Source organism: Serratia sp. CY43202, from assembly GCF_052168755.1.
Taxonomy (GTDB): Bacteria; Pseudomonadota; Gammaproteobacteria; order Enterobacterales; family Enterobacteriaceae; genus Serratia; species Serratia bockelmannii.
This window is the reverse complement of sequence record NZ_JBJNMB010000003.1, coordinates 150,872-173,288: the sequence shown is the minus strand read 5'-3', so window position 1 is coordinate 173,288 and position 22,417 is coordinate 150,872. Positions and strand designations below refer to the sequence as shown.

The following is a 22,417-nucleotide window of genomic DNA, read 5'->3' as shown; positions in this document are numbered from 1 at the left end:
GCAGATGCAGCGCCCTTTTTTATTCAGCGAATTTGTCGGCTGGCGTTAAAAATTTCCGCTATCAATCAGTGGGCAAACTGTCACCCTGTGTGATTGGTATATGCTTGGTGTATTGGCAAGGAACGAAGGAACGACGATAACAATGATTCTGATAATTTATGCTCACCCGTATCCCCGGCATTCGCATGCCAACCAGCGCCTGCTGCAGGCGGTGAGGGATCTCCCCGAGGTAGAGGTGCGCTCGCTGTATGAGCTGTACCCCGATTTCAATATCGACATCAACGCCGAGCAGCGGGCGCTGGAGCGCGCCGACCTGGTGGTGCTGCAGCATCCGATGCAGTGGTACAGCTTCCCGCCGCTGTTGAAGCTGTGGATCGACAAAGTGCTGGAGCACGGCTGGGCCTACGGCCACGACGGCAACGCGCTGGTGGGGAAAGACTGCCTGTGGGCGGTGACCAGCGGCGGCGACGAGCACCACTTCGAGTTGGGCGACTTTCCCAACTTCGCCGCGCTGGCGCAGCCGCTGCAGGCCACGGCGATTTACTGCGGCATGAACTGGCAGCCTTTTTTCGCTCTGCATAACACCTTTACCTGCAACGAACCGGCGCTGCTCGCCGCCGGCGAAGCCTACCGGCAGCGGTTGGTTGACTACCTGATGGAACATGCCGAAGCGGAAACACGGGAGGCCAGCCATGGATAACCACCACATGATGATCGAGGGGCTGATCTACCTCGGCTCCGCCGCGCTGTTTGTGCCGATCGCGGTGCGACTGGGGCTGGGCTCGGTGCTCGGCTACCTGATTGCCGGCTGCATCATTGGCCCCTGGGGGCTGAAACTGGTGTCGGACGCCGAGTCGATCCTGACCTTCGCCGAGATCGGCGTGGTGCTGATGCTGTTTATCATCGGCCTGGAGCTGGATCCCAAGCGGCTGTGGACGCTGCGCGCCTCGGTGTTCGGCGGCGGCAGCATTCAGATGGTGGGCTGCGGCCTGGCACTGAGCGCCTTCTGTTACTTCCTGGGCCTCAACTGGAAGGTGGCGCTGTTGATTGGCCTGACGCTGGCGCTCTCATCCACCGCCATCGCCATGCAGGCGATGAGCGAACGCAACCTGACGCCGTCGCCGATCGGCCGCAGCGCATTTGCGGTGCTGCTGTTCCAGGATATCGCGGCGATCCCGCTGGTGGCGATGATCCCGCTGCTGGCTAGCAGCGGCGCCACCACCACGCTGGGCGCTTTCGTGCTGTCGGCGGCCAAGGTGGTGGGCGCGTTGACGATAGTGATACTGCTCGGCCGCTACGTCACCCGCCCGCTGCTGCACTTCGTCGCTCGTTCGGGCATGCGCGAGGTGTTCAGCGCCGTGGCGCTGTTCCTGGTGTTCGGTTTCGGCATCCTGCTGGAGATGGCCGGGCTGTCGATGGCGATGGGGGCATTCCTCGCCGGGGTGCTGTTGGCGAGCTCGGAATACCGCCACGCGCTGGAGAGCGATATTCAGCCGTTCAAGGGGCTGCTGCTGGGGCTGTTCTTTATCGGCGTCGGCATGTCGATCGACTTCGGCACGCTGTTCCATCACCCGCTGCTGATCGCCTCGCTGCTGCTGGGCTTTATGCTGATCAAGGCGGCGCTGCTGTGGCTGATTGGGCCGCTGCTCGGCGTGCCGAAGCGCCAGCGCGGCCTGTTCGCCATTCTGCTGGGGCAGGGCAGTGAATTCGCCTTCGTGATCTTCAGCGCCGCGCAGCTGGCCGGCGTCCTGCCGGTCGAATGGGCCAAGTCGCTGACGCTGGCGGTGGCGCTGTCGATGGCGGCCACGCCGCTGCTGCTGGTGATCGCCGCGCAGCTGGAGAAAAATGCGCCGAAAGAGGAGCGCCCGGCTGACGTTATCGACGACGAGAATGCCAGCGTGATCATCGCCGGCTTCGGCCGTTTCGGTCAGATCGCCGGCCGTTTGCTGTTGGCCAACGGCGTACACACCGTGGTACTGGATCACGATCCGGACCATATCGAGACGCTGCGCAAATTCGACACCAAGGTGTTCTACGGCGACGCCACGCGCGCCGATTTGCTGGAGGCCGCCGGCGCCGCCCACGCCAAGGTGCTGATCAACGCCATCGACGACGTGGAAGACAGCCTGGCGTTAACCGAGCTGGCCAGGCAGCACTTCCCGCATCTGAAGGTGGTGGCGCGAGCGCGCGACGTCGATCACTGGTATCAGCTGCGGCAGCTGGGGGTGGAAAAACCGGAGCGCGAAACCTTTGAAAGCTCACTGCGCATCGGCCGTGAAACGCTTGAGCTGCTGGGGCTGGACGCCTATGAGGCGCGCGAGAAGGCGGATACGTTCCGCCGCTATAACCTGAAGATGCTGGAAGACACGCTGGAGAATTATCAGGACACCGAGTTCCGCATCGCCAGCCTGCAGCGGGCCAAGGAGATGCTCAGCGCGGCCATCGAGCAGGATCAGAATCGGCTGGCGCGGGTGCAGCAGACCGGCTGGCGCGGCAGTATCGACGGCAAGGCGCCGGAGGATGAAGTGGTGGAAGCTAAAGGATAAGAGTAGGGGCGCCAGATCGGCGCCCCTTTTTTTGCTTAGCTCAGTGCGACCTTGATGCCCAAGGCGATCAGCATACCGCCCAGCAGCTTGTCGACGATCTTCTGGGTCTTTTCCAACCCGCGGCGCACCGGCCCGCTCTGGATCAGGAACACCAGCAGCGGCCACCAGATGACCGACAGGCCGAGAATAATCCCCGCGTACCACAGCTTGTCGCCCAGGCCGGAATCGATCTGCAGCACCTGGGTGAATACCGCCAGGAAGAACAGGGTGGCTTTCGGGTTCAGCAGGTTGCACAGGTAGCCTTGCGCAAAGGCGCTCTTCAGGCTGACCTGCTGCTGCGGCAGATTGCTGACGTTCATCTTACCGCCGCCGCGCGACAGCAGCGCCTGGATGCCGATCCACACCAGATACACCGCCCCGGCGTATTTCAGCAGGTTGAACAACCACGGCGTGGTGGTGATCACCACCGCCAGCCCGGCGACGCAGTAGGACATGTGGGTAGCGACGCCGCAGATCACGCCAAAGGCGGTCATCATGGCGGCCAGCCGCGGATAGCGGGCGGCGTTTTTGATCACCAGGAAAAAATCCGGGCCGGGGGAGAGCATGCCGAGGGCGGCAATGCCGGCGACGAACAGCGAAGTTTCAAGCATGGGAGCGTCTCGCGCAAAAGACAGAGTTCTGCCGATAATAACGCCGCTTCCTCTGATGCGCATCAACCCAATGAGGTATTGTTAGGCTCTATGATAATTATTCATCTACCGCCAGCGACGGAGCCCTATGCAGCAGACTAACGCCACAGACATGCCGGAACCGCACCGGCAACAGCGTGAAATAACCCGCCTGTGCATTCAATGCGCGCTGCTGCTGTTGCAGCACGGCGCTGAGAGCACGGTGGTGGAACAGCTGTCGACCCGCCTGGGGCTGGCGCTGGGGATGGACAGCGTGGAAAGCTCGATCTCCGCCAATGCGGTGGTGTTGACCACCCTCAGCCACGGCGCCTGTCTGACCACCACCCGCAAGAACGTCGATCGCGGCATCAATATGCAGGTGGTGACTGAAGTGCAGCATATCGTGATCCTCGCCGAGCACCACCTGGCGGATGCGCACGACGTGGCGCGCCGTTTTGACAGGATCCGGCCGTTGCGCTACCCGCGCTGGCTGGTGGTGCTGATGGTGGGGTTGTCCTGTGGGTGCTTCAGCATGCTTAACGGTGGTGGCGCTGACGCCTTCCTGGTGACCTTTATCGCCAGCGGCACGGCGATGCTGGTGCGCCAAATTCTCACCGCCCGCCATATGAATCCGCTGATCAATTTTTGCCTGACGGCGTTTGTCGCGACGTCGATCTCCGGGCTGCTGCTGCGCCTGCCGGCGTTTAAGGACACCTCGAGCGTGGCGATGGCCGCCAGCGTGCTGTTGCTGGTGCCGGGCTTCCCGCTGATCAACGCGGTGGCCGATATGTTCAAGGGGCACGTCAATACCGGGCTGGCGCGCTGGGCGATGGCCAGCCTGCTGACGCTGGCGACCTGCATCGGGGTGGTGATGGCGATGTCGCTGTGGGATCTGCGGGGATGGTCATGAGTCTGCTGTGGGCCTTGTTGCAGGAGATGTTGTTGGCGGCGGTGCCGGCGCTGGGCTTCGCCATGGTGTTCAACGTGCCGCTGCGCGCGCTGCGTTATTGCGCGTTGCTTGGGGCCATCGGGCGCGGTTCGCGCATGCTGATGATGCACGGCGGCATGAACATCGAGTGGGCCTCGCTGCTGGCGGCGATCCTGATCGGTATCATCGGTATCTACTGGTCGCGCTGGCTGCTGGCGCACCCGAAGGTGTTCACCGTGGCGGCGGTGATCCCGATGTTCCCCGGCATTTCCGCCTATACCGCGATGATAACTGTGGTAGAGATCTCACATTTGGGCTACAGCGAAGCCTTGATGGAGACCATGATCACCAACTTCCTCAAGGCCAGTTTCATCGTCGGTGCGTTGTCGATCGGCCTGTCGCTGCCGGGTCTGTGGCTGTACCGCAAACGCCCCGGCGTGTGAAATTTCCCGGCGGGAGATCGTTGGTTATTAGATATGCTGATAAGAGCTATCTTATATATTCATCTTGCTTGATTAGCCTATCGACGGCACTCAGGCCTTTACGTATAGTGTCACCAATTTTGCTGCCTACACAGGGTTAAACAATGATTATCAGCCTGATCGCTGCCTTGGCGGCGGATCGCGTTATTGGCATGGAAAACGCCATGCCGTGGCACCTGCCGGCGGACCTTGCGTGGTTTAAACGCAACACGTTGAATAAGCCGGTTATTATGGGCCGCAAGACCTTCGAGTCCATCGGCCGCCCGCTGCCGGGCCGCCACAATATCGTTTTGAGCAGCCGTCCGGGCAGCGAAGCCGGGGTGACCTGGGTGACCTCGATGGATGAAGCGCTGGCCGCCGCCGGCGACGTGGAAGAAGTGATGGTGATCGGCGGTGGGCGTATCTATACCCAGCTGCTGCCGCGCGCCGATCGCCTGTACCTGACGCACATCGACGCCGAGGTCGGCGGCGATACCCACTTCCCGGATTACGAGCCGGACGAGTGGGAAACCACGTTCAGCGAGTTCCACGACGCCGACGATCTGAACTCGCACAGCTACTGCTTCGAGATCCTGCAGCGCCGTTGATTTCAGCGCGTTAGCCAACTCTCCCCGGGGGCGCAAGCAATTGCGCCCCCGGCCTTTTTGCGCCCGTCGTCCGTAACCTTTCCGTCACATTACCTGATTAGTATGAAGCCCAACTCCGAGCGCCCCGGCAACTCTGGTGAATCTTGACCGCGGCGCCATAACTAAAAAGGTAACCACGCTATGACCAAGCAAATTGAGCAATTAGACGCCGACCGCCTGATCGATCCCACTCGCCGCAAACTGCTGCTCGGCAGCGCCGGCGCCGTCGGCCTGGCCGGCTTTCTCGGCGGCGGCATCTGGTCGGTCTCCGCCGAGGCGTTGGCCGAGGATCTGCCGCCGAACAAACTGCTGGGCTTTCAGGGCATCGCCGCCTCTACCGCCGACGAGGTGACCATCGCACCGGGCTACCGTGCGGAGGTGCTGATCTCCTGGGGGGAGCCGCTGGTGGATGGCGCACCGGCTTTCGAGCCGCAGGGCAACAACAGCGCCGCCGATCAGGAAAAACAGTTCGGCGACAATAACGACGGCATGAGTTTCTTCCCGATCGACGATCGCCACGGCGTGATGGCCATCAATAACGAATACGTCAACGAGCAATACCTGTTCGCCCACGGCGGCACCAAGGCCACCAGCCTGGAAGAGGTGCGTAAATCCCAGGCGGCGCACGGTGTTTCCATCGTGGCGGTAAAGCGCGTCGGCGACGGCCAGCGTTGGGAAGTGGAGCGCCCGTCGCGCTATAACCGCCGCATCACCGCCAACACCGACATGCAGTTCAGCGGCCCGGCCGCCGGGCATCCGCTGCTGCAGACCGCCGCCGATCCGAGCGGACGCAAGGTGCTGGGCACCTTCGGCAACTGCGCCAACGGCAAGACGCCGTGGGGCACTTACCTGACCTGCGAAGAAAACTTCGATACCTACTTCGGCACCCGTCAGGCCGATTACCCAACCACGCCGGAACAGAAGCGCTATACGCTGAAGGTCAGCGAGCCGGAGCGTAACTGGCCGGACTATGACGAGCGCTTCGACGTGGCGAAGAACCCCAACGAATTCAACCGCCACGGCTGGATCGTGGAGATCGATCCGCTGAATCCGACTTCGACGCCCATCAAGCACACCGCGCTGGGCCGCTTCAAGCATGAAAATGCGGCGGTGACCGTGGCCAAAGATGGCCGCCTGGTGGTGTACATGGGGGACGACGAGCGCGGCGAACATATCTATAAGTACGTTTCCAAAGGCGTGGTCGACGCCGCCAATCCGGCCAACAATCGCACGCTGCTGGATGAGGGAACGCTGTACGTGGCGCAGTTCGACGGTGACGACGCCGGCACGCCGCTGAAGGGCAAAGGGCGCTGGATTGCGCTCGAGTTCGGCAAGAATGGCCTGACGCCGGAGAACGGCTTCCGCGATGAGGCCGAAGTGCTGATCTTCGCCCGTAAGGCGGCACAGCAGGTCGGCGCCACCAAGATGGATCGCCCGGAGTGGATCGCGGTGAACCCGCATGACGGCCGCGCTTATTGCACGCTGACCAACAACAGTAAGCGCGGTGAGGAAGGGATGCCGCTGAACGCCGCCAACCCGCGGCCGAACAATATCTATGGCCAGATCATTCGCTGGGACGAAGGCGGTGACGCCACCGCCGGCACCTTTGCCTGGGACATGTATGCGCTGTGTGGCAACCCGATTGCCCACCCGGAAGGCGTCAACCGCGGCACGCCGAACATCACGGCGGACAACACGTTCAACAGCCCGGACGGGCTGGGCTTCGATCGCGCCGGCCGCCTGTGGATCCTCACCGACGGCAAGTACAGCAACAAGGGGGATTACGTCGGGCAGGGCAACAACCAGATGCTGGTGGGCGATCCGGTCAGCGGCGAAATTCGCCGTTTCATGGTGGGGCCGAAGTCCTGCGAACTGACCGGCATCACCTTCACTCCGGACTACAAGACGATGTTCGTCAACGTGCAGCATCCGGGAGAAGAGGGCGATTCGCACTTCCCGAACAACAGCCCGCGCCCGCGTTCATCGGTATTGATGATCACGCGTGAAGATGGCGGGGTGATTGGGGCGTAAGCGGTAAAGAGAAACAAGGCGGCCTGGAGCCGCCTTTATGTTTTCAGGACGCGGCCAGTCTGCCGGCGTGGTCAGGCGCTTCGCCACGGTTGGCGGGCTGTGTGAAGTAACGGCGGTCTTCCCAGCGCAGCATCGTCAGATCGCCGCCCCAGCAGCAGCCGGTGTCCAGCCCGATCACGCCTTCCGGCGTGCCCTTGCCTTCCAGCGAGGCCCAGTGACCGAAGACGATGGTGTATTCCGGATCCACCAGGCGCGGCAGCTCGAACCACGGCTTCAGCGGCGCCGGCGCGGTGCCCGGCGCATCTTTGCAGATCATGTCGAGCTGGCCGTTGGGGAAGCAGTAGCGCATGCGTGTGAACGCATTGGTGCTGAAACGCAGGCGCGCCAGGCCGCTCAGTTCCGGCGCCCAGTTGTTCGGCATGTCGCCGTACATGGCGTCGAGAAACAGCGGGTAGCTGTCGCTGCTCAATACCGCTTCCACTTCGCGCGCGCACATTTTCGCGGTGTCGATATCCCACTGTGGGGTGATGCCGGCGTGCGCCATCACCAGCTTTTGCTCATCGTCCACCTGCAGCACCGGTTGGCGGCGCAGCCAGTTGATCAGCTCGTCGGCGTCCGGCGCTTCCAGCAGCGGGGTGATGCGATCCTTGGGTTTGTTGCGGCTGATGCCGGCGTAGACCGCCAGCAGGTGCAGATCGTGGTTGCCCAGCACCATGCGCACCGCCGGGCCGAGCGAGCGCACGAAGCGCAGCACGTCCAGCGAGGCGGGGCCGCGCGCCACCAGATCGCCGGTCAGCCACAGCCGATCGCGCTCGGGATCGAAAGCAGCCTGAGCCAGCAGCGACTTCAGTTCATCGTAACAGCCGTGAACGTCGCCGATAAGGTATGTCGACATAATTAATGGATCAGCGTTGGAATGGCTAAGCGAAACACGGGAATAGCGGTGCGGAACGGTTGACCCTGATGGTCCACCATTTCGTAATGGCCTTCCATGGTGCCCAGCGGCGTTTCCAGAATCGCGCCGCTGGTATACTGAAACTCTCCGCCGGGCGGAATGACAGGCTGTTCGCCGATCACGCCTTCGCCCTGAACTTCGGTTTGGCGGCCGTTGCTGTTGGTGATCAGCCAGTAACGGCCCAGCAGTTGCACGTCGGTCCGCCCCAGATTGCGGATAGTGATGGTATAGGCGAAGACGTAACGCTCTTCTTCAGGGATCGACTGTGATTCCACATAGATGCTCTGAACCTGAATACACACGCGGGGCGAATCAATCATGACAACAACTCCTTATTGCTGCGGCGTCGGATTGGCTGACAGCCAGTTCGCCAGCTTGCAGTACTGCGCCACAGAAATATTTTCTGCTCTGAGCGAAGGATCGACGCCCAGCTCCGTCAGCTGCTCCGGCGTGAACAGGTCGCCCAGGCTATTGCGGATGGTTTTCCGCCGCTGGTTGAACGCCTGCGTGGTGATGCGGCTCAGCATGCGCACGTCGCCCACCGGGTTCGGCAGCACGCTGTGCGGCACCAGGCGCACCACGGCGGAATCGACCTTCGGCGGCGGCGCGAACGCGGTCGGCGGCACTTCCAGCACCGGAATGACGTTGCAGTAGTACTGCGCCATCACGGTCAAACGCCCGTAGGCCTTGCTGTTCGGGCCGGCCACCAGACGGTTGACCACCTCTTTTTGCAACATAAAGTGCATGTCGCGGATTGCCTGAGTATAGCTGAAAAGGTGGAACATCAGCGGCGTCGAAATATTGTACGGCAGGTTACCAAATACGCGCAGCGGTTGGCCAGCTTCCTCGGCCAGTTCGGCGAAATTCACCGTCATGGCGTCCTGCTGGTGGATGGTCAGCTTGTCTTTCAGCCGCGGGTGGTTCTCCAGCCGGGTGGCCAGATCGCGGTCCAGTTCGATCACCGTCATGCGGTCCATGCGCGCGCCGACCGGCTCGGTCAAGGCGCCGAGGCCGGGGCCGATCTCGACCACCGCTTCGCCCGGCTGCGGGTGAATGGCGGAGACAATGCTATCGATGACAAACTGATCGGTTAAAAAGTTTTGTCCAAAGCGTTTGCGGGCAAAGTGCCCTTGGTGGACTCTGTTATTCATTACAATTAATTATCATTTTAATGGCGAGATTCAGGGCCGTTTGGAAACTGCCGACATCGGCGGTGCCGGTGCCGGCCAGTTCCAGAGCGGTACCGTGGTCGACCGAGGTGCGTATGAAAGGCAAACCGAGGGTGATATTCACCGCGCGGCCGAACCCTTGGTATTTTAGCACCGGCAGCCCCTGATCGTGATACATCGCCAGCACCGCATCGGCATCTTGCAGATATTTGGGCTGGAACAGGGTGTCCGCCGGCAGCGGGCCGACAAGATGGATGCCGTCAGCGCGCAGCGCGTCGAGCGCCGGGATGATGGTGTCTATCTCTTCGCGCCCCATATGGCCGCCTTCCCCGGCGTGGGGATTCAGACCGCAAACGTAAATGTGCGGCTGGGCGATGCCAAATTTGGTTTTCAGATCGTGGTCGAGGATGCGGATGACTTCGAACAGGCTCTGCTGCGTGATGGCGCCCGGCACCGCCAGCAGCGGCAGGTGGGTGGTCGCCAGCGCCACGCGCAGCTCTTCGGTCGCGAGCATCATCACCACGCGATCGCAGCGGCTGCGATCGGCAAAGAATTCGGTATGGCCGATAAACGGCACGCCGGCGTCGTTGATCACGCCCTTGTTCACCGGGCCGGTGATCAGCGCCGCGAACTCGCCGTTCAGGCAGCCGTCGCAGGCGCGCGCCAGGGTTTCCACCACGTAGGCGCTGTTGCCGACGTTCAACTCACCGGCGGTAACCGGGTGAGCGAGCGGGACCGGTAGCACGGTCAGCGTGCCGGCGCGTTGCGCTTCGGCCGGTTGCTGCGGCTGGTAGTCGCGCAGCGTCAGCGGCAGGCCCATACGCTTGGCGCGTTCAAGCAGCAGGGCCGGATCGGCGCACACCACCAGCTCAACAGGCCAATCCTGTTGCGCCAGCGCTGCCACCAAATCCGGCCCAACCCCGGCAGGTTCGCCGGGGGTAATGACGACGCGTTTATTGCTGTGCATCGCTGCCATCGAGGATCTTCACGTAAGCCTGGGCGCGCTGTTCCTGCATCCAGGTCTGCGCTTCTTCGGCGAACTTACGGTTGAACAGCATACGGTAAGCGCGATCTTTCTGCGCAGCGTCGGTCTTATCCACCTGGCGGGTATCCAGCAACTGGATCAGGTGCCAACCGAAGGAGGAGTGGACCGGCGCGCTGATTTCACCCTTGCTCAGCTTCAGCAACGCATCGCGGAAGGCCGGATCGTAGATGTCCGGGGAAGCCCAGCCCAGATCGCCGCCCTGCATCGCAGAACCCGGATCTTGCGACAGCTGTTTGGCTTCGTCGGCAAACTTGGCGCGGCCGCTCTTGATCGCTTCCGCCACGGATTGCAGTTTGGCGCGAGCCTGGTCGTCGGTCAGCACCACTGAAGGTTTCAGCAGGATGTGACGGGCGTGCACTTCGGTGACCGACACCGACTGGCTGGCGCCGCGAATGTCGTTCACTTTCAGGATGTGGAAGCCGACGCCGGAACGGATTGGGCCGACGACGTCGCCTTTCTTGGCGCTCACCAGACGTTCCGCGAACAGGGTCGGGATTTCTTGCAGTTTGCCCCAGCCCATGTTGCCACCTTTCAGCGCCTGAGAGTCGGCGGAGTAGGTGATCGCCAGCTTGCCGAAGTCGGCGCCGCTGTTGATCTCACCCACCAGACGTTTGGCCAGCTCTTCGGCTTTGTCGACCTGCTGCTGCGACGGGTTTTCCGGCAGCGGGATCAGGATGTGGCTGATGTTCATTTCGGTGTCGCTGCCGTTCTGTGCGCCCACCTGTTTGGCCAGTGCGTCCACTTCCTGTGGCAGGATGGTGACGCGGCGGCGCACTTCGTTGTTACGCACTTCGGAGATCAGCATCTCTTTGCGGATCTGCGCGCGGTAGGTGTTGTAGTTCAACCCTTCGTACGACAGGCGGCTGCGCAGCTGATCGACGCTCATCTTGTTTTGCGCGGCGATGTTGGCGATCGCTTTGTCCAGATCGGCATCGGACACGGTGATGCCCATTTTCTTGGCCATCTGCAGCTGGATGTTATCCATGATCAGGCGTTCGATGATCTGATGGCGCAGCGTCTTGTCGTCCGGCAGCTGTTGGCCGGCCTGCTGGGCGTTGAGCTTGACTGACTGCAACAGACCGTTGACGTCGCTTTCGAGTACCACGCCGTTATCCACGACGGCGGCGACTTTATCCACTTCTTGGGGTGCTGCGAACGCGGCATTGGCGCAAACCACCAATCCGAGAATAAGCGTTCTCCAGTTCTTCATACATTTCCCATTATGTAATCCGCAAATGCGGGTGAAAGTTCTCGTTTTCAAAGTGTTGCAAAGCGTCAGAATGCGCGCTGATACGGCAGAATGCCGGAGCGCAGCATTTCTGCGGAGCCGAGACTATGATCGCTGCTCAGGCCGCGCAGTTCGACGTTGAACGAAACTCTGTTGTCGTAAACGCTGGTATTGTTGCTGTTGTTCCAGTCGGTGATCTTGCGCTCATAGCCCAGCGTCACCGCCCAGCAGCAGGTGTTGTACTTCAGCCCCACCAACTGATCGGCGGATTGTTTGGCGCGGGTGTCGTAGTAGTACGCCCCGACCACCGCCCAACGATCGGCGATCGGCCAACTGCCGGTGATGCCCACCTGCGAGATGCCGTCCTGGAAGGCCGGAACCGTTTTGGTGTTCAACGCCGTCTGGATATATTCCGGCGTGGCGTAACGGTAGTTCAACTGCACCACGCGCTCGGCGTCCTGGCGGTATTCCACCACGCCGTTGCCCAGCGAGACGCTGTTCAGGCGGGTGTCGTACTGCAGGCCGCCGCGCAGGCCCCAACGATCGTCGATTTTCCAATAGGTATCGCCGGCCCAGGCTACGCTGCCGGTATCGTCGTTGTTGTCGTAACCGGTCATCTGGTCACCGGTACGCGAACGGCTGAAGTAGTAGATTTGACCCACGGAAGCGTTAAAACGTTCAACCAGGGCGTCATCATAAATGCGGGTGGTCAAACCGGTAGAGACGCGGTTCTGCGAAGCGATGCGATCCAAGCCGCTGTAGGTGCGATCGCGGAACAGGCCGGAGTAGTCGGTCTGCAGCAGCGTGGTGTCGTAGGTGTAGATGTTGCTCTGGTCGCGGTACGGCACATACAGGTACTGCACGCGCGGCTCCAGCGTCTGGGTAGCGCCCTCGGCCCAGATCATCGGCCTCTCGAACACCAGCTTGCCGTCGACTTTGAACTGCGGCAGTACGCGGTTGACCGAATCATCGAGCTCCGGCGCGGCAGCGTTTTTGCGGCTCTGGTAGTTGGCAGCGAAACCGTCAGGAATATCCTGCTGGTAGTGGGTCGCCATCACCTTGGCTTCGGTGTTCAGGCTGGCCCAGCCGTTGGTGAGCGGCAGACTCAGCGTCGGCTCCATATGCAGACGGGTGGCGTCAGGGCTATATGGGTTGACGCTGGTGAACTTGGCCGCCTGGCCGTAAATATGGAAGTCGAACGGGCCGATGTCGTTCTTGTAGTAGTTCAGGTCCAGCTGCGGCTGAACTTTATACGAGTCCGACTGTGAACGATCGGTGTCGTCGTAGATCTGGAACTGCTTGGAGCTCAGCGTGGCGTTCCAGTTTTCGTTGGCGTAGCCGAGGCTGAATTTCTGCGTGGCGTAGCCGTCGGTGGTGGAACCGTATTTGGAGTCCAGATCGGTGAAGTATTTGGAATCGCTGACCTTGGTGTAGTCGACGTTGAAGCGCCATACCTGATCCATGACGCCGTTATGGTTCCAGTAGAACAGCCAGCGTTTGTTGTCGTCATGATCTTTGCCGTATTCCTTGTCGTCCGGCAGCCAGTCGAACTCCATCAGGCCGAGGCCCGGCTGCACCAGATAACGGAACTCGGTCTGCCACTGCAGGCCGCGCTTGGACATATAGTGCGGCGTGATGGTGGCGTCGTAGTTCGGCGCGATGTTCCAATAGTACGGCAACATGAACTCGAAGCCATTGTTGCTGCCGTACTTGGCGTTCGGGATCAGGAAGCCGGAACGGCGCTTGTCGCCGACCGGCAATTGCAGGTACGGGCTGTAGAACACCGGCACGCCGCCGATGCGGAAGCGGGCGTTCCAGATTTCCGCCACCTGCTCTTCGCGATCGTGGATCACTTCGGAACCGACCACGCTCCAGCTGTCGTCGCCCGGCAGGCAGGAGGTAAAGGTGCCGTTTTCCAGGATGGTGTAACGGTTGGCGCCGCGCATTTTCATCTTGTCGGCGTCGCCGCGACCCTGACGGCCTACCATCTGGTAGTCGCCTTCATAGACGTCGGTATCTTTGGTATTCAGGTTCGACCAGGCCTTCGGGCCTTTCAGTTTGATCTGATTGTCGCTGTAGTGCACGTCGCCGGTAGCGGTGACGGTGCGCACCGGATCCGTCTGGCCGGGGTTTTCCGTCTGGTTCAGCTCAACTTCTTTGGCGGTCAGGGTGCTGTTACCCTGCTCGATATGCACGTTGCCGCTGAACAGGGCGCTTTTCGGGTAGTCGGCGCGCGAGTCATCGGCATTGATGGTCACCGGCTGGCTGTTCGGATCGCCGCTGACCAAAGGCTTGTCGTAAACGGGAACGCCAAGCATGCATTGCTCGGCCAGATCAGCCAGCGCATGCTGACTGTAGAGTGCCGTCCAAATCATCGTGGCCAGCAGTGTTGGGAAACTTTTTTTCATACGCGGTTTTGGTGTTCCGTCATCAGAGGCGTCGTGTCCGGCAAACGGTCAGAGACTATATTACTCATCTGCGTTGCGCTAGTGCTAAATCCAGCCGTTTACTTGCGTCGTCGTTAGGCGCAAAGATAAATGACAGGTATGATAATCCAAATTCTAGGAAAAATCGCCTGCGCCCTTTCCTGAAACGGAGGAGAGCGGGCGGCTTTCGGCATGATAATTGAGGAGTATATGCAGTATTGGGGAAAACTGCTCGGCGTCATCGTCGCCATCTGGTCTGGCGCGGGATTCTGGGGTGTAGTTCTGGGGCTGATTATCGGTCATATGATCGATACGGCGCGCAGCAACAAGCGCAGTCGGGGCTTTTTCACCGACCAGCAAACGCGGCAAACGCTGTTTTTCCGCACCACTTTTCAGGTGATGGGCCACCTGACCAAATCCAAAGGACGCGTCACCGAGGCGGATATTCAGATCGCCAGCCTGTTTATGGATCGCCTTCAGCTGCACGGCGAAGCGCGCACCGCGGCGCAGCAGGCGTTCCGCGAGGGCAAACAGAGCCAGTTCCCGCTGCGTGAGACGCTGCAGCAGTTCCGCAGTATCTGTTTCGGCCGCTTCGATCTGATTCGGATGTTTCTGGAAATTCAGATTCAGGCGGCGTTCGCCGACGGCTCGCTGCACCCGAACGAACGTCAGGTGCTGTATGTCATCGCCGAAGAGCTGGGCATTTCGCGCGCGCAGTTCGATCAGTTCCTCAGCATGATGGAGGGCGGGCGTCAGTTCGGCGGCGGTCAGCAGGGCGGGTATTCGCAGGGCGGCTATCAGCAGGCTCAGCGCGGCCCGACGCTCGACGATGCGTGCAAGGTGCTTGGCGTGCGCAGCAGCGACGATGCCGCCACCATCAAACGCGCCTACCGCAAGCTGATGAGCGAACACCATCCGGATAAGCTGGTGGCGAAAGGCTTGCCGCCGGAGATGATGGAAATGGCCAAGCAGAAAGCGCAGGAGATCCAGGCGGCGTACGACCTGATCAAACGCGAGAAAGGTTTTAAATAAGCGATGAAAGCGGGCCCGGCATGCCGGGCCCGTTTAACATGGGGTTCAGAAATCCGGCTCGGCGCGAAAGTGCATCGGCGTCTGGAAGGCGGGGTGGGTGATGCGCAACTCCTGCGCGTGCAGCTGCAGCCGCGGCGCCATCGCTTTGGCTTCCGGCGGGGCATAGAAACCGTCGCCGAGGATCGGGTGTCCCAGCGCCAGCATGTGCACCCGCAGTTGGTGCGAGCGGCCGGTGATCGGCGTCAGCTTCACGCGGGTGCTGCCGTCGGCGTCGCGCGACAGCACCCGATATTCCGTCTGCGCCGCTTTGCCGGTATCAAAACACACTTTTTGCAGCGGCCGGTTCGGCCAGTCGCAGATCAGCGGCAAATCCACTAACCCTTCATCATGCGCCATATGTCCCCAAACGCGGGCGATATAGGATTTCTTCGGTTCGCGTTCGCGAAATTGACGCTTTAGCTCACGCTCGGCGGCCTTGTTGAGCGCCACCACGATCACCCCGCTCGTGGCCATATCCAGCCGGTGCACCGATTCGGCGGCCGGATGATCGGCCTGAATGCGGGTCATCAGGCTGTCTTTGTTTTCCGGGGCGCGGCCGGGTACCGACAGCAAGCCGCTGGGCTTGTTGACCACCATGATGTGTTCATCCTGATACAGGATGTGCAGCGGGTCCTGCGGGGGATTGTAGGGTTCCATCTTGGCTCCGCGAAAAGGGCCGAACGGGGAGACGGTGGCCTCCCCGCATCGCGCCGGTTATTGGTGGGTGACCACCACCAGTCGAATGGCGTCGAGACGCCAGCCGGCTTCATTGAGGTTGGCCAGCACCTGACGGCGGTTGAACTCCAGCGTCTCGACTTCGTCGTCGCGGATGTTCGGGTTGACCGCCTTCAGCGCTTCCAGACGCGCCAGCTCTGCGCTCAGCTTGTCGTCCGCCTCTTGCTTCGCCTGTTCGATAAGCTGGCGTGCCTGCGCTTCCACCAGGCTTTCCGCCTGCTGCAGCATGGCGTGCACGTCTTGTTGCACGGCATTGACCAGCTTGCTGGAGGTGTGGCGGTTGACCGCGTTCAACTGACGGTTGAAGCTTTCGAACTCGACCTGCGCCGCCAGGTTGGTGCCCTTGCGATCCATCAGCATGCGGATCGGCGTCGGTGGCAGGAAGCGGGTCAGCTGCAGGTGTTTCGGCGCCTGGGCCTCCACCACATAGACCAGTTCAACCAGCAGGGTGCCAACCGGCAGCGCTTTGTTTTTCAACAGGGACACCGCGCAGCTGCCGGTATCGCCGGACAGGATCAGATCCAGGCCATTGCGGATGATCGGGTGCTCCCAGCTGACGAACTGCGCGTCTTCGCGCGACAGCGCCTGATCGCGGTCGAAGGTCACGGTGCAGCCGTCCTGCGGCAGGCCCGGGAAGTCCGGCACCAGCATATGGTCGGACGGCGTCAGCACGATCAGGCTGTCGCTGCGGTCTTCCTGATTGATGCCGACAATGTCGAACAGGTTGAGCGCGAAGCCTACCAGGTTGACGTCGTTATCCTGCTCGGCGATGGCGGCGGCCAGCGCCTGGGCCTTGTCGCCGCCGTTGGAGTGCATCTCCAGCAGCCGGTCGCGGCCCTGTTCCAGCTGCGCTTTCAACTGATCGTGCTGCTGGCGGCAGGCGTGGATGAATTCGTCGAAGCCTTCCTGCTCGGTCGGCGCGGCCAGATAGCCGATCAACTGCTCGTAGCAGCTGTCGTAGATGGTGCGGCCGGTCGGGCAGGTGTGTTCGAAGGCGTCCAGCCCCTCGTGGAACCAACGGCCCAGCACCGCCTGCGCGGTGTGCTCCAGGTAAGGCACCATGATCTGGATATCGTGCATTTGGCCGATACGGTCCAGACGGCCGATACGCTGTTCCAGCAGATCCGGGTTGAACGGCAGATCGAACATCACCAGCTGGCTGGCGAACTGGAAGTTGCGGCCTTCGGAGCCGATCTCGGAACACAGCAGCACCTGCGCGCCCTCCTCTTCGGAGGCGAAGTAGGCGGCGGCGCGGTCGCGCTCGATGATCGACAGCCCTTCGTGGAACACCGCGGCGCGGATCGCTTCACGCTCGCGCAGCACCTGCTCCAGCTGCAGCGCGGTGTCGGCTTTGGCGCAGATCACCAGCACTTTTTCGTTACGGTTGGCCAGCAGGTAGTCCAGCAACCACTCGACGCGCGGGTCGAAGTTCCACCAGGTGGCGTTTTCGCCTTCGAATTCCTGGTAGATCTGCTCCGGGTACAGCATGTCGCGCGCGCGCGCTTCGACGGACTTCTTGGCACCCATGATGCCGGAGACTTTGATCGCGGTCTGATACTGGGTCGGTAATGGCAGCTTGATCTGGTGCAGGTTGCGGTGCGGGAAGCCCTTCACGCCGTTACGGGTGTTGCGGAACAGCACGCGGCTGGTGCCGTGGCGATCCATCAGCATGGAAACCAGCTCCTGGCGCGCCTGCTCGGCGTTGTCGCCTTCGCTGTTGGCCGCTTTGAGCAGCGGTTCGATGTCCTGCTCGTCGATCAGCTCGCCCAGCAGGTTCAGCTTGTCGTCGGCCAGGCGTTCACCGCTCAGCAGCAGGGTGACGGCGTCGGCCACCGGACGGTATTTCTGCTGTTCGGCGACGAACTCGCCGTAGTCGTGGAAACGGTTCGGATCGAGCAGGCGCAGGCGCGCAAAGTGGCTCTGTTGGCCCAGCTGCTCCGGGGTGGCGGTCAGCAGCAGCACGCCGGGGATATGCTCGGCCAGCTGTTCGATCACCTGATATTCGCGGCTCGGCGCTTCTTCACTCCAGGCCAGGTGGTGCGCTTCATCGACCACCAACAGATCCCACTGGGCGTCCGCCAGCTCTTCCAGGCGCTGCTTGTTGCGGCGCACGAAGTCCAGCGAGCAGATCACCAGCTGTTCGGTCTCGAACGGGTTGCTGCTGTCGAGCTTGGCTTCGGCGTAGCGGCTGTCGTCGAACAGCGAGAAGTAGAGGTTGAAGCGGCGCATCATCTCCACCAGCCACTGGTGCTGCAGCGTTTCCGGCACCACGATCAGCACGCGTTCGGCGCGGCCCGCCAGCAGTTGCTGGTGGATGATCATGCCGGCTTCGATGGTTTTGCCGAGGCCGACTTCGTCCGCCAGCAGAACGCGCGGCGCATGGCGCTGGCCGACTTCATGAGCGATGTGCAGCTGGTGCGGGATCAGGCTGGCGCGCATGCCGCGCAGGCCGGCGAACGGCAGCCGATACTGCTCGCTCTGGTATTTGCGCGCGCGGAAACGCAGCGCGAAACGGTCCATGCGGTCGATCTGGCCGGCGAACAGACGATCCTGCGGTTTGCTGAAGGTCAGCTTGCTGTCCAGCAGCACTTCGCGCATCGCCACGCCGCCTTCCTGGGTGTCCTGGCGGGTGCCGATATAGGTCAACAGACCGTTTTCCTCTTTCACCTCTTCCACCTGCAGCTGCCATCCCTCGTGGCTGCTGACGGTATCGCCCGGGTTGAACATCACGCGGGTGATCGGCGAATCATTTCTGGCATAGAGGCGGTTTTCACCGGTGGCGGGGAAAAGCAGGGTAACCATGCGCGCGTCCAGCGCCACGACGGTGCCCAGTCCTAATTCGCTTTCCGTATCGCTGATCCAGCGTTGACCAAGAGTAAAAGGCATATATTGTCGGCTCGATTCTTTGTAAGTAAGTCTTGTTACCGGGCGGGAAGGGCCGCGGCACCTGTACTGAACATCGGTTAATCCCGGTTTGTTTTAAATTTGACGGGCAATAGCCGTTCACGCCATGCAGACGTCGCGAGACGGCAGGGCTAAGCGTGGTTCAGTTTTGGGAAGGGCGCTATGGTAATGGAAGGCGGCGCGTTCGTCACCTGCAAAACCGGATGATTTTTCTTAACCTGGCGCAATCTCAAAACAGCCCCATCTGCCCGGTGACCAGCGTAGTGAAATCGTCGTGCAAGAAAGGGAGTATAGCGTCTGCCACCGGTTGCAGCTGGCGTTCGAGGTAATGCTGATAGTCGATGGGCGAATGGCGGGTTTCCAGCGGTTCCGGCCCGGCGACGGTCATCACGTAGCTGATCCAGCCGCCGTTCTGATACTGCAGCGGCCGCCCCTGGCTGCGGTTGTAGTCGTCGGCGATGCGTGCGGCGCGGGCGTGCGGCGGCACGTTGCGCTGATAGTCGTCGAGCTTCCTGCGCAGCCGTTTGCGGTACACCAATTGATCGTCGAAGTCGCCGTTCAGGGTTTTGCCGACGTAGTCGCGCACGTAGTCCTGGTAGGGTTGCCGTTTGAAGATGCGCTGATAGAGCTGCTGCTGGAACTCCTGCGCCAGCGGCGTCCAGTCGGTGCGCACCGTTTCCAGGCCTTTGTACACCATTTCTTCCTGGCCGTCGGCGCGCGCGATCAGGCCGGCGTAGCGTTTCTTGCTGCCCTGCTCGGCGCCGCGAATGGTCGGCATCAGGAAGCGGGAATAGTGGGTTTCGAACTCCAGCTCCAGCGCGTTCTCCAGCCCGAACTGCTGCTGCAGATGCTGTTGCCACCAGGCGTTGACCCGTTGCACCAGCGCCCGGCCGATCTGCGCGGCCTGCTGCTCGTCATGCGGCTGTTTCAGCCAGACGAAGGTGGAGTCGGTGTCGCCGTAAATCACCTGATAGCCTTCGGCTTCGATCAGCTCACGGGTTTGGCGCATGATCTCGTGGCCGCGCAGGGTGATCGACGACGCCAGCCGCGGATCGAAGAAGCGGCAGCCGCTCGATCCCAGCACGCCGTACAGCGCGTTCATGATGATCTTCAACGCCTGCGACAGGGGCTTGTTGTGTTGGCGCTTGGCGGCCTCGCGCCCCTGCCAGATCTGCTCGACGATCGCCGGCAGGCAGTGTTTGCTGCGCGAGAAGCGGGCGTTGCGAAAGCCGGGCACCGAGTCGGCGTCGCTGGGGTGGCGCATGCCTTCCACCAATCCTACCGGATCGATCAGGAAGGTGCGGATGATCGACGGGTACAGGCTTTTATAGTCCAGTACCAGCACCGAATCGTACAGGCCGGGCTGGGAGTCCATCACAAAGCCGCCGGGGCTGTGCTCCTCCGGCTGTTCGCCGAGGTTGGGGGCAACAAAGCCCAGGCGATGCATGCGCGGCATATAGAGGTGGCTGAAGGCCGCCACCGATCCGCCGCTGCGATCGGCCGCCAACCCGGTGACGGTGGCGCGCTCCAGCAGGAAGTTGAGCAGATCGGCCTTGGCGAAGATGCGCGTCACCAGCTCGCAGTCCTTCAGGTTGTAACGGGCCAGCGCCGGCTTGTCTTCGGCGAAGCGTCGGTCGATCTCCGCCATGCGCTGATAAGGGTTGTCGATAGCCTTGCCTTCGCCCAGCAGTTCCTGCGAAACGTATTCCAGGCTGAAGGAGGGAAAATTCCAGGTGGCGGATTTCAGCGCCTCGATGCCGTCGATGATCAGGCGGCCGGCGGCGGCGGCGAAAAAGTGATTCTGCTTGAAGCCATGCTCGCGCCACTCCAGCAGGTTGCCGCCGCGCCCCAGCCGCAGCGGGATTTGGTAGCGTTCGGCGTGCTTTTGCAGCACCCGCAGATCGAACTGTACCAGGTTCCAGCCGATGATGGCGTCGGGATCGTGACGCTCCAGCCACGCGTTCAGCCGTTCCAGCAACTGAGGACGGCTGGCGCAGTATTCCAGATCGAAATCCAGGGGCTCATCGCCGCCGTTGGCCGGCCCCAGCATGTAGACCTGCCGCTGGCCACAGCCTTCCAGCGCGATGGAGTAAAGCTCGCCGTGGGCGGTAGTTTCGATATCCAGCGACACCAGCCTGAGCGCCGGGCGGTAGTCCGGCGCCGGCTTCATCTGGCCGCTGAGCAACGGTCCATCGCCGTTGCCCTGGCCGTTGAACCACACCGGCGCGGTAATGAAGCGTTCCATCAGGTAGCGCTCGGGCGGGCGAATGTCGGCTTCATAGACCGCAACGCCGCCTTCCCGCAGCAGCTTTTCCAGCTTGATGAGCTGACGGTGCTGGCGGCAGTACAGCCCCAGCATCGGGCGGTGATGAAAATCCGTCAGCGCCAGCGGTTTCAGTTCCACCTGCCGCTCTTCACGCAGCAGCAGTTCCGCGCGCTGCCTTTGTTCGGCGGGGATAAACGCCACCGAGGTCTGCGGCGGCAAGCGCAGTTGGCGCGGGCCTGCGTCGGTCGCCAGCCAAAATTCGACCTCGGTGCCGGCGGGCGTGTCGCGCCAGTGGCGAGTGAGCAGGAACCCCTGTTGCAGTGCTGTCATAACCCCTTCGTTTTCCACCGGGCGGCGTGCGCGACGTTCAGCGTGATGTCGGTTTTGGCGCTAATATAGATATATTATAGTATGGGTTTTTATACAGTGATTGTCCATCGCCGCGCGCGTTGCCAAATACGCATACAATTCATCGATTGACTCGCCAGCGGCGGCGCTGGAAAATCCTCGGCCCCGTTTGGCCCGAATAATCCGCAGAGGTGTAATGGAAGCCTATTTACAAGATTTGATCACCCAGTCACTGGCTTTCACCCTGATGGTCGTTCTGCTGGTCGCTTTTTTCGAGTCGCTAGCGCTGGTGGGGCTGCTGCTGCCCGGCACGGTGATGATGGCCAGCATCGGCGCGCTGATCGGCAGCGGCAAGGTGGATTTTTACTACGCCTGGGCGGCGGGCATCATCGGCTGCCTGCTCGGCGACTGGATCTCCTATTTCGTCGGCCGCGCTTTTAAGGGGCCCTTGCACCGCTGGTCGTTCCTGAAAAAGAACAAAGCATTGCTCGACAAAACCGAACATGCCTTGCACCAGCACAGCATGGCGACCATTCTGATCGGCCGCTTCGTTGGCCCGACGCGCCCGCTGGTGCCGATGGTGGCCGGCATGCTCGATTTGCCGCCGTACAAGTTCGCGTTGCCGAACATCATTGGTTGCCTGACCTGGCCGCCGGTCTATTTCTTCCCCGGCATCCTGGCGGGCGTGGCGATCGACATTCCCGCCGGCGCCAACAGCGCGATGTTCAAGTGGTTGCTGCTCGCTGCGGCGCTTACCCTCTGGCTGGCGGTGTGGCTGAGCTGGCGCTGGTGGCGTGAGGGCAAGCGCAACGCCGATCGGCTGAGCCGTTGGCTGACGCCGCTGCGGCTGCGCGTGGTGTGCGGATTGAGTTGGCTGGCGGCGTTGGCGGTCGGCTATCTGCTGAGCCAACAGCCGCTGATGCCGGTGTACCGGCACCTGCTGTGGAAAGTGCTGGCCGGGCAATGATTGCGGGGGCGTAAGCCCCCTT

The 22,417-nt window shown here is 61.7% G+C and carries 18 protein-coding genes; 8 read left to right on the top strand and 10 right to left on the bottom strand.

Annotated features, from left to right (window positions below; all coding sequences use genetic code 11):
* Positions 1 to 142 precede the first annotated feature (142 nt).
* Positions 143 to 700, top strand: coding sequence for a glutathione-regulated potassium-efflux system oxidoreductase KefF (gene kefF, locus ACJ8J5_RS07275; RefSeq protein WP_060422413.1), 558 nt, complete (start codon positions 143 to 145; stop codon positions 698 to 700).
* Positions 693 to 2,546, top strand: a complete 1,854-nt coding sequence (kefC, locus tag ACJ8J5_RS07270) for a glutathione-regulated potassium-efflux system protein KefC (RefSeq protein ID WP_102985464.1) — start codon at positions 693 to 695, stop codon at positions 2,544 to 2,546. The genes kefF and kefC overlap by 8 nt, the downstream gene beginning before the upstream one ends.
* A gap of 35 nt (positions 2,547 to 2,581) precedes the next feature.
* On the opposite strand, the gene ACJ8J5_RS07265 is transcribed toward kefC, so the two are convergent.
* Complete coding sequence (locus ACJ8J5_RS07265; RefSeq protein WP_015376619.1) at positions 2,582 to 3,196, bottom strand: LysE family translocator; 615 nt, start codon at positions 3,194 to 3,196, stop codon at positions 2,582 to 2,584.
* Between the two features lie 127 nt (positions 3,197 to 3,323).
* Here ACJ8J5_RS07265 and ACJ8J5_RS07260 point away from each other — a divergent pair, with 127 nt between their 5' ends.
* The 4 genes from ACJ8J5_RS07260 to ACJ8J5_RS07245 all read left to right on the top strand — a co-directional run bounded on the left by ACJ8J5_RS07260 (position 3,324) and on the right by ACJ8J5_RS07245 (position 7,281).
* The gene (locus tag ACJ8J5_RS07260) at positions 3,324 to 4,124 is read left to right on the top strand and encodes a threonine/serine ThrE exporter family protein (protein WP_060426347.1); all 801 of its coding nucleotides are present in this window, start codon (positions 3,324 to 3,326) and stop codon (positions 4,122 to 4,124) included.
* Complete coding sequence (locus ACJ8J5_RS07255) at positions 4,121 to 4,585, top strand: threonine/serine exporter (protein ID WP_033637072.1); 465 nt, start codon at positions 4,121 to 4,123, stop codon at positions 4,583 to 4,585. The genes ACJ8J5_RS07260 and ACJ8J5_RS07255 overlap by 4 nt, the downstream gene beginning before the upstream one ends.
* A gap of 143 nt (positions 4,586 to 4,728) precedes the next feature.
* Positions 4,729 to 5,211 carry a type 3 dihydrofolate reductase gene (folA, locus tag ACJ8J5_RS07250; RefSeq protein WP_038873402.1) on the top strand — a complete coding sequence of 161 codons (483 nt, stop codon included), beginning with the start codon at positions 4,729 to 4,731 and terminating at the stop codon, positions 5,209 to 5,211.
* 180 nt (positions 5,212 to 5,391) lie between these two features.
* A complete protein-coding gene (locus tag ACJ8J5_RS07245) occupies positions 5,392 to 7,281 on the top strand; it encodes a PhoX family protein (protein ID WP_197836154.1) in 1,890 nt (629 codons plus the stop codon).
* Between the two features lie 43 nt (positions 7,282 to 7,324).
* Here ACJ8J5_RS07245 and apaH read toward each other — a convergent pair whose 3' ends face one another.
* The 6 genes from apaH to lptD all read right to left on the bottom strand — a co-directional run bounded on the left by apaH (position 7,325) and on the right by lptD (position 14,086).
* Complete coding sequence (gene apaH, locus ACJ8J5_RS07240; RefSeq protein WP_063991429.1) at positions 7,325 to 8,176, bottom strand: bis(5'-nucleosyl)-tetraphosphatase (symmetrical) ApaH; 852 nt, start codon at positions 8,174 to 8,176, stop codon at positions 7,325 to 7,327.
* Positions 8,177 to 8,178: 2 nt separating this feature from the next.
* Positions 8,179 to 8,556: a Co2+/Mg2+ efflux protein ApaG gene (apaG, locus tag ACJ8J5_RS07235; RefSeq protein WP_016929119.1), complete on the bottom strand. Its 378-nt coding sequence runs from the start codon at positions 8,554 to 8,556 to the stop codon at positions 8,179 to 8,181.
* A 12-nt stretch (positions 8,557 to 8,568) separates the two neighbouring features.
* Complete coding sequence (rsmA, locus tag ACJ8J5_RS07230; protein WP_060422426.1) at positions 8,569 to 9,387, bottom strand: 16S rRNA (adenine(1518)-N(6)/adenine(1519)-N(6))-dimethyltransferase RsmA; 819 nt, start codon at positions 9,385 to 9,387, stop codon at positions 8,569 to 8,571.
* The gene (gene pdxA, locus ACJ8J5_RS07225) at positions 9,380 to 10,372 is read right to left on the bottom strand and encodes a 4-hydroxythreonine-4-phosphate dehydrogenase PdxA (protein WP_049205446.1); all 993 of its coding nucleotides are present in this window, start codon (positions 10,370 to 10,372) and stop codon (positions 9,380 to 9,382) included. Before pdxA ends, rsmA begins: the two co-directional genes overlap by 8 nt.
* A complete protein-coding gene (gene surA / locus ACJ8J5_RS07220) occupies positions 10,359 to 11,660 on the bottom strand; it encodes a peptidylprolyl isomerase SurA (protein WP_025301544.1) in 1,302 nt (433 codons plus the stop codon). Before surA ends, pdxA begins: the two co-directional genes overlap by 14 nt.
* Positions 11,661 to 11,725: 65 nt before the next feature.
* A complete protein-coding gene (gene lptD / locus ACJ8J5_RS07215; protein WP_025301545.1) occupies positions 11,726 to 14,086 on the bottom strand; it encodes an LPS assembly protein LptD in 2,361 nt (786 codons plus the stop codon).
* 228 nt (positions 14,087 to 14,314) lie between these two features.
* Between lptD and djlA the strand changes: the two genes are divergently transcribed.
* A complete protein-coding gene (gene djlA / locus ACJ8J5_RS07210) occupies positions 14,315 to 15,136 on the top strand; it encodes a co-chaperone DjlA (protein ID WP_025301546.1) in 822 nt (273 codons plus the stop codon).
* Positions 15,137 to 15,181: 45 nt separating this feature from the next.
* Here the strand turns inward: djlA and rluA are convergent, their stop codons facing one another.
* The 3 genes from rluA to ACJ8J5_RS07195 form a co-directional block, all read right to left on the bottom strand.
* The gene (gene rluA, locus ACJ8J5_RS07205) at positions 15,182 to 15,832 is read right to left on the bottom strand and encodes a bifunctional tRNA pseudouridine(32) synthase/23S rRNA pseudouridine(746) synthase RluA (protein WP_043135978.1); all 651 of its coding nucleotides are present in this window, start codon (positions 15,830 to 15,832) and stop codon (positions 15,182 to 15,184) included.
* 57 nt (positions 15,833 to 15,889) lie between these two features.
* On the bottom strand, positions 15,890 to 18,796 hold the full coding sequence (gene rapA, locus ACJ8J5_RS07200) for an RNA polymerase-associated protein RapA (protein ID WP_197781128.1): 2,907 nt from the start codon (positions 18,794 to 18,796) through the stop codon (positions 15,890 to 15,892).
* 247 nt (positions 18,797 to 19,043) lie between these two features.
* The gene (locus tag ACJ8J5_RS07195; protein ID WP_197781130.1) at positions 19,044 to 21,410 is read right to left on the bottom strand and encodes a DNA polymerase II; all 2,367 of its coding nucleotides are present in this window, start codon (positions 21,408 to 21,410) and stop codon (positions 19,044 to 19,046) included.
* Positions 21,411 to 21,624: 214 nt separating this feature from the next.
* On the opposite strand from ACJ8J5_RS07195, the gene ACJ8J5_RS07190 reads away from it, so the two are divergent.
* Positions 21,625 to 22,395: a DedA family protein gene (locus tag ACJ8J5_RS07190; RefSeq protein ID WP_089195532.1), complete on the top strand. Its 771-nt coding sequence runs from the start codon at positions 21,625 to 21,627 to the stop codon at positions 22,393 to 22,395.
* Positions 22,396 to 22,417: the final 22 nt, after the last annotated feature.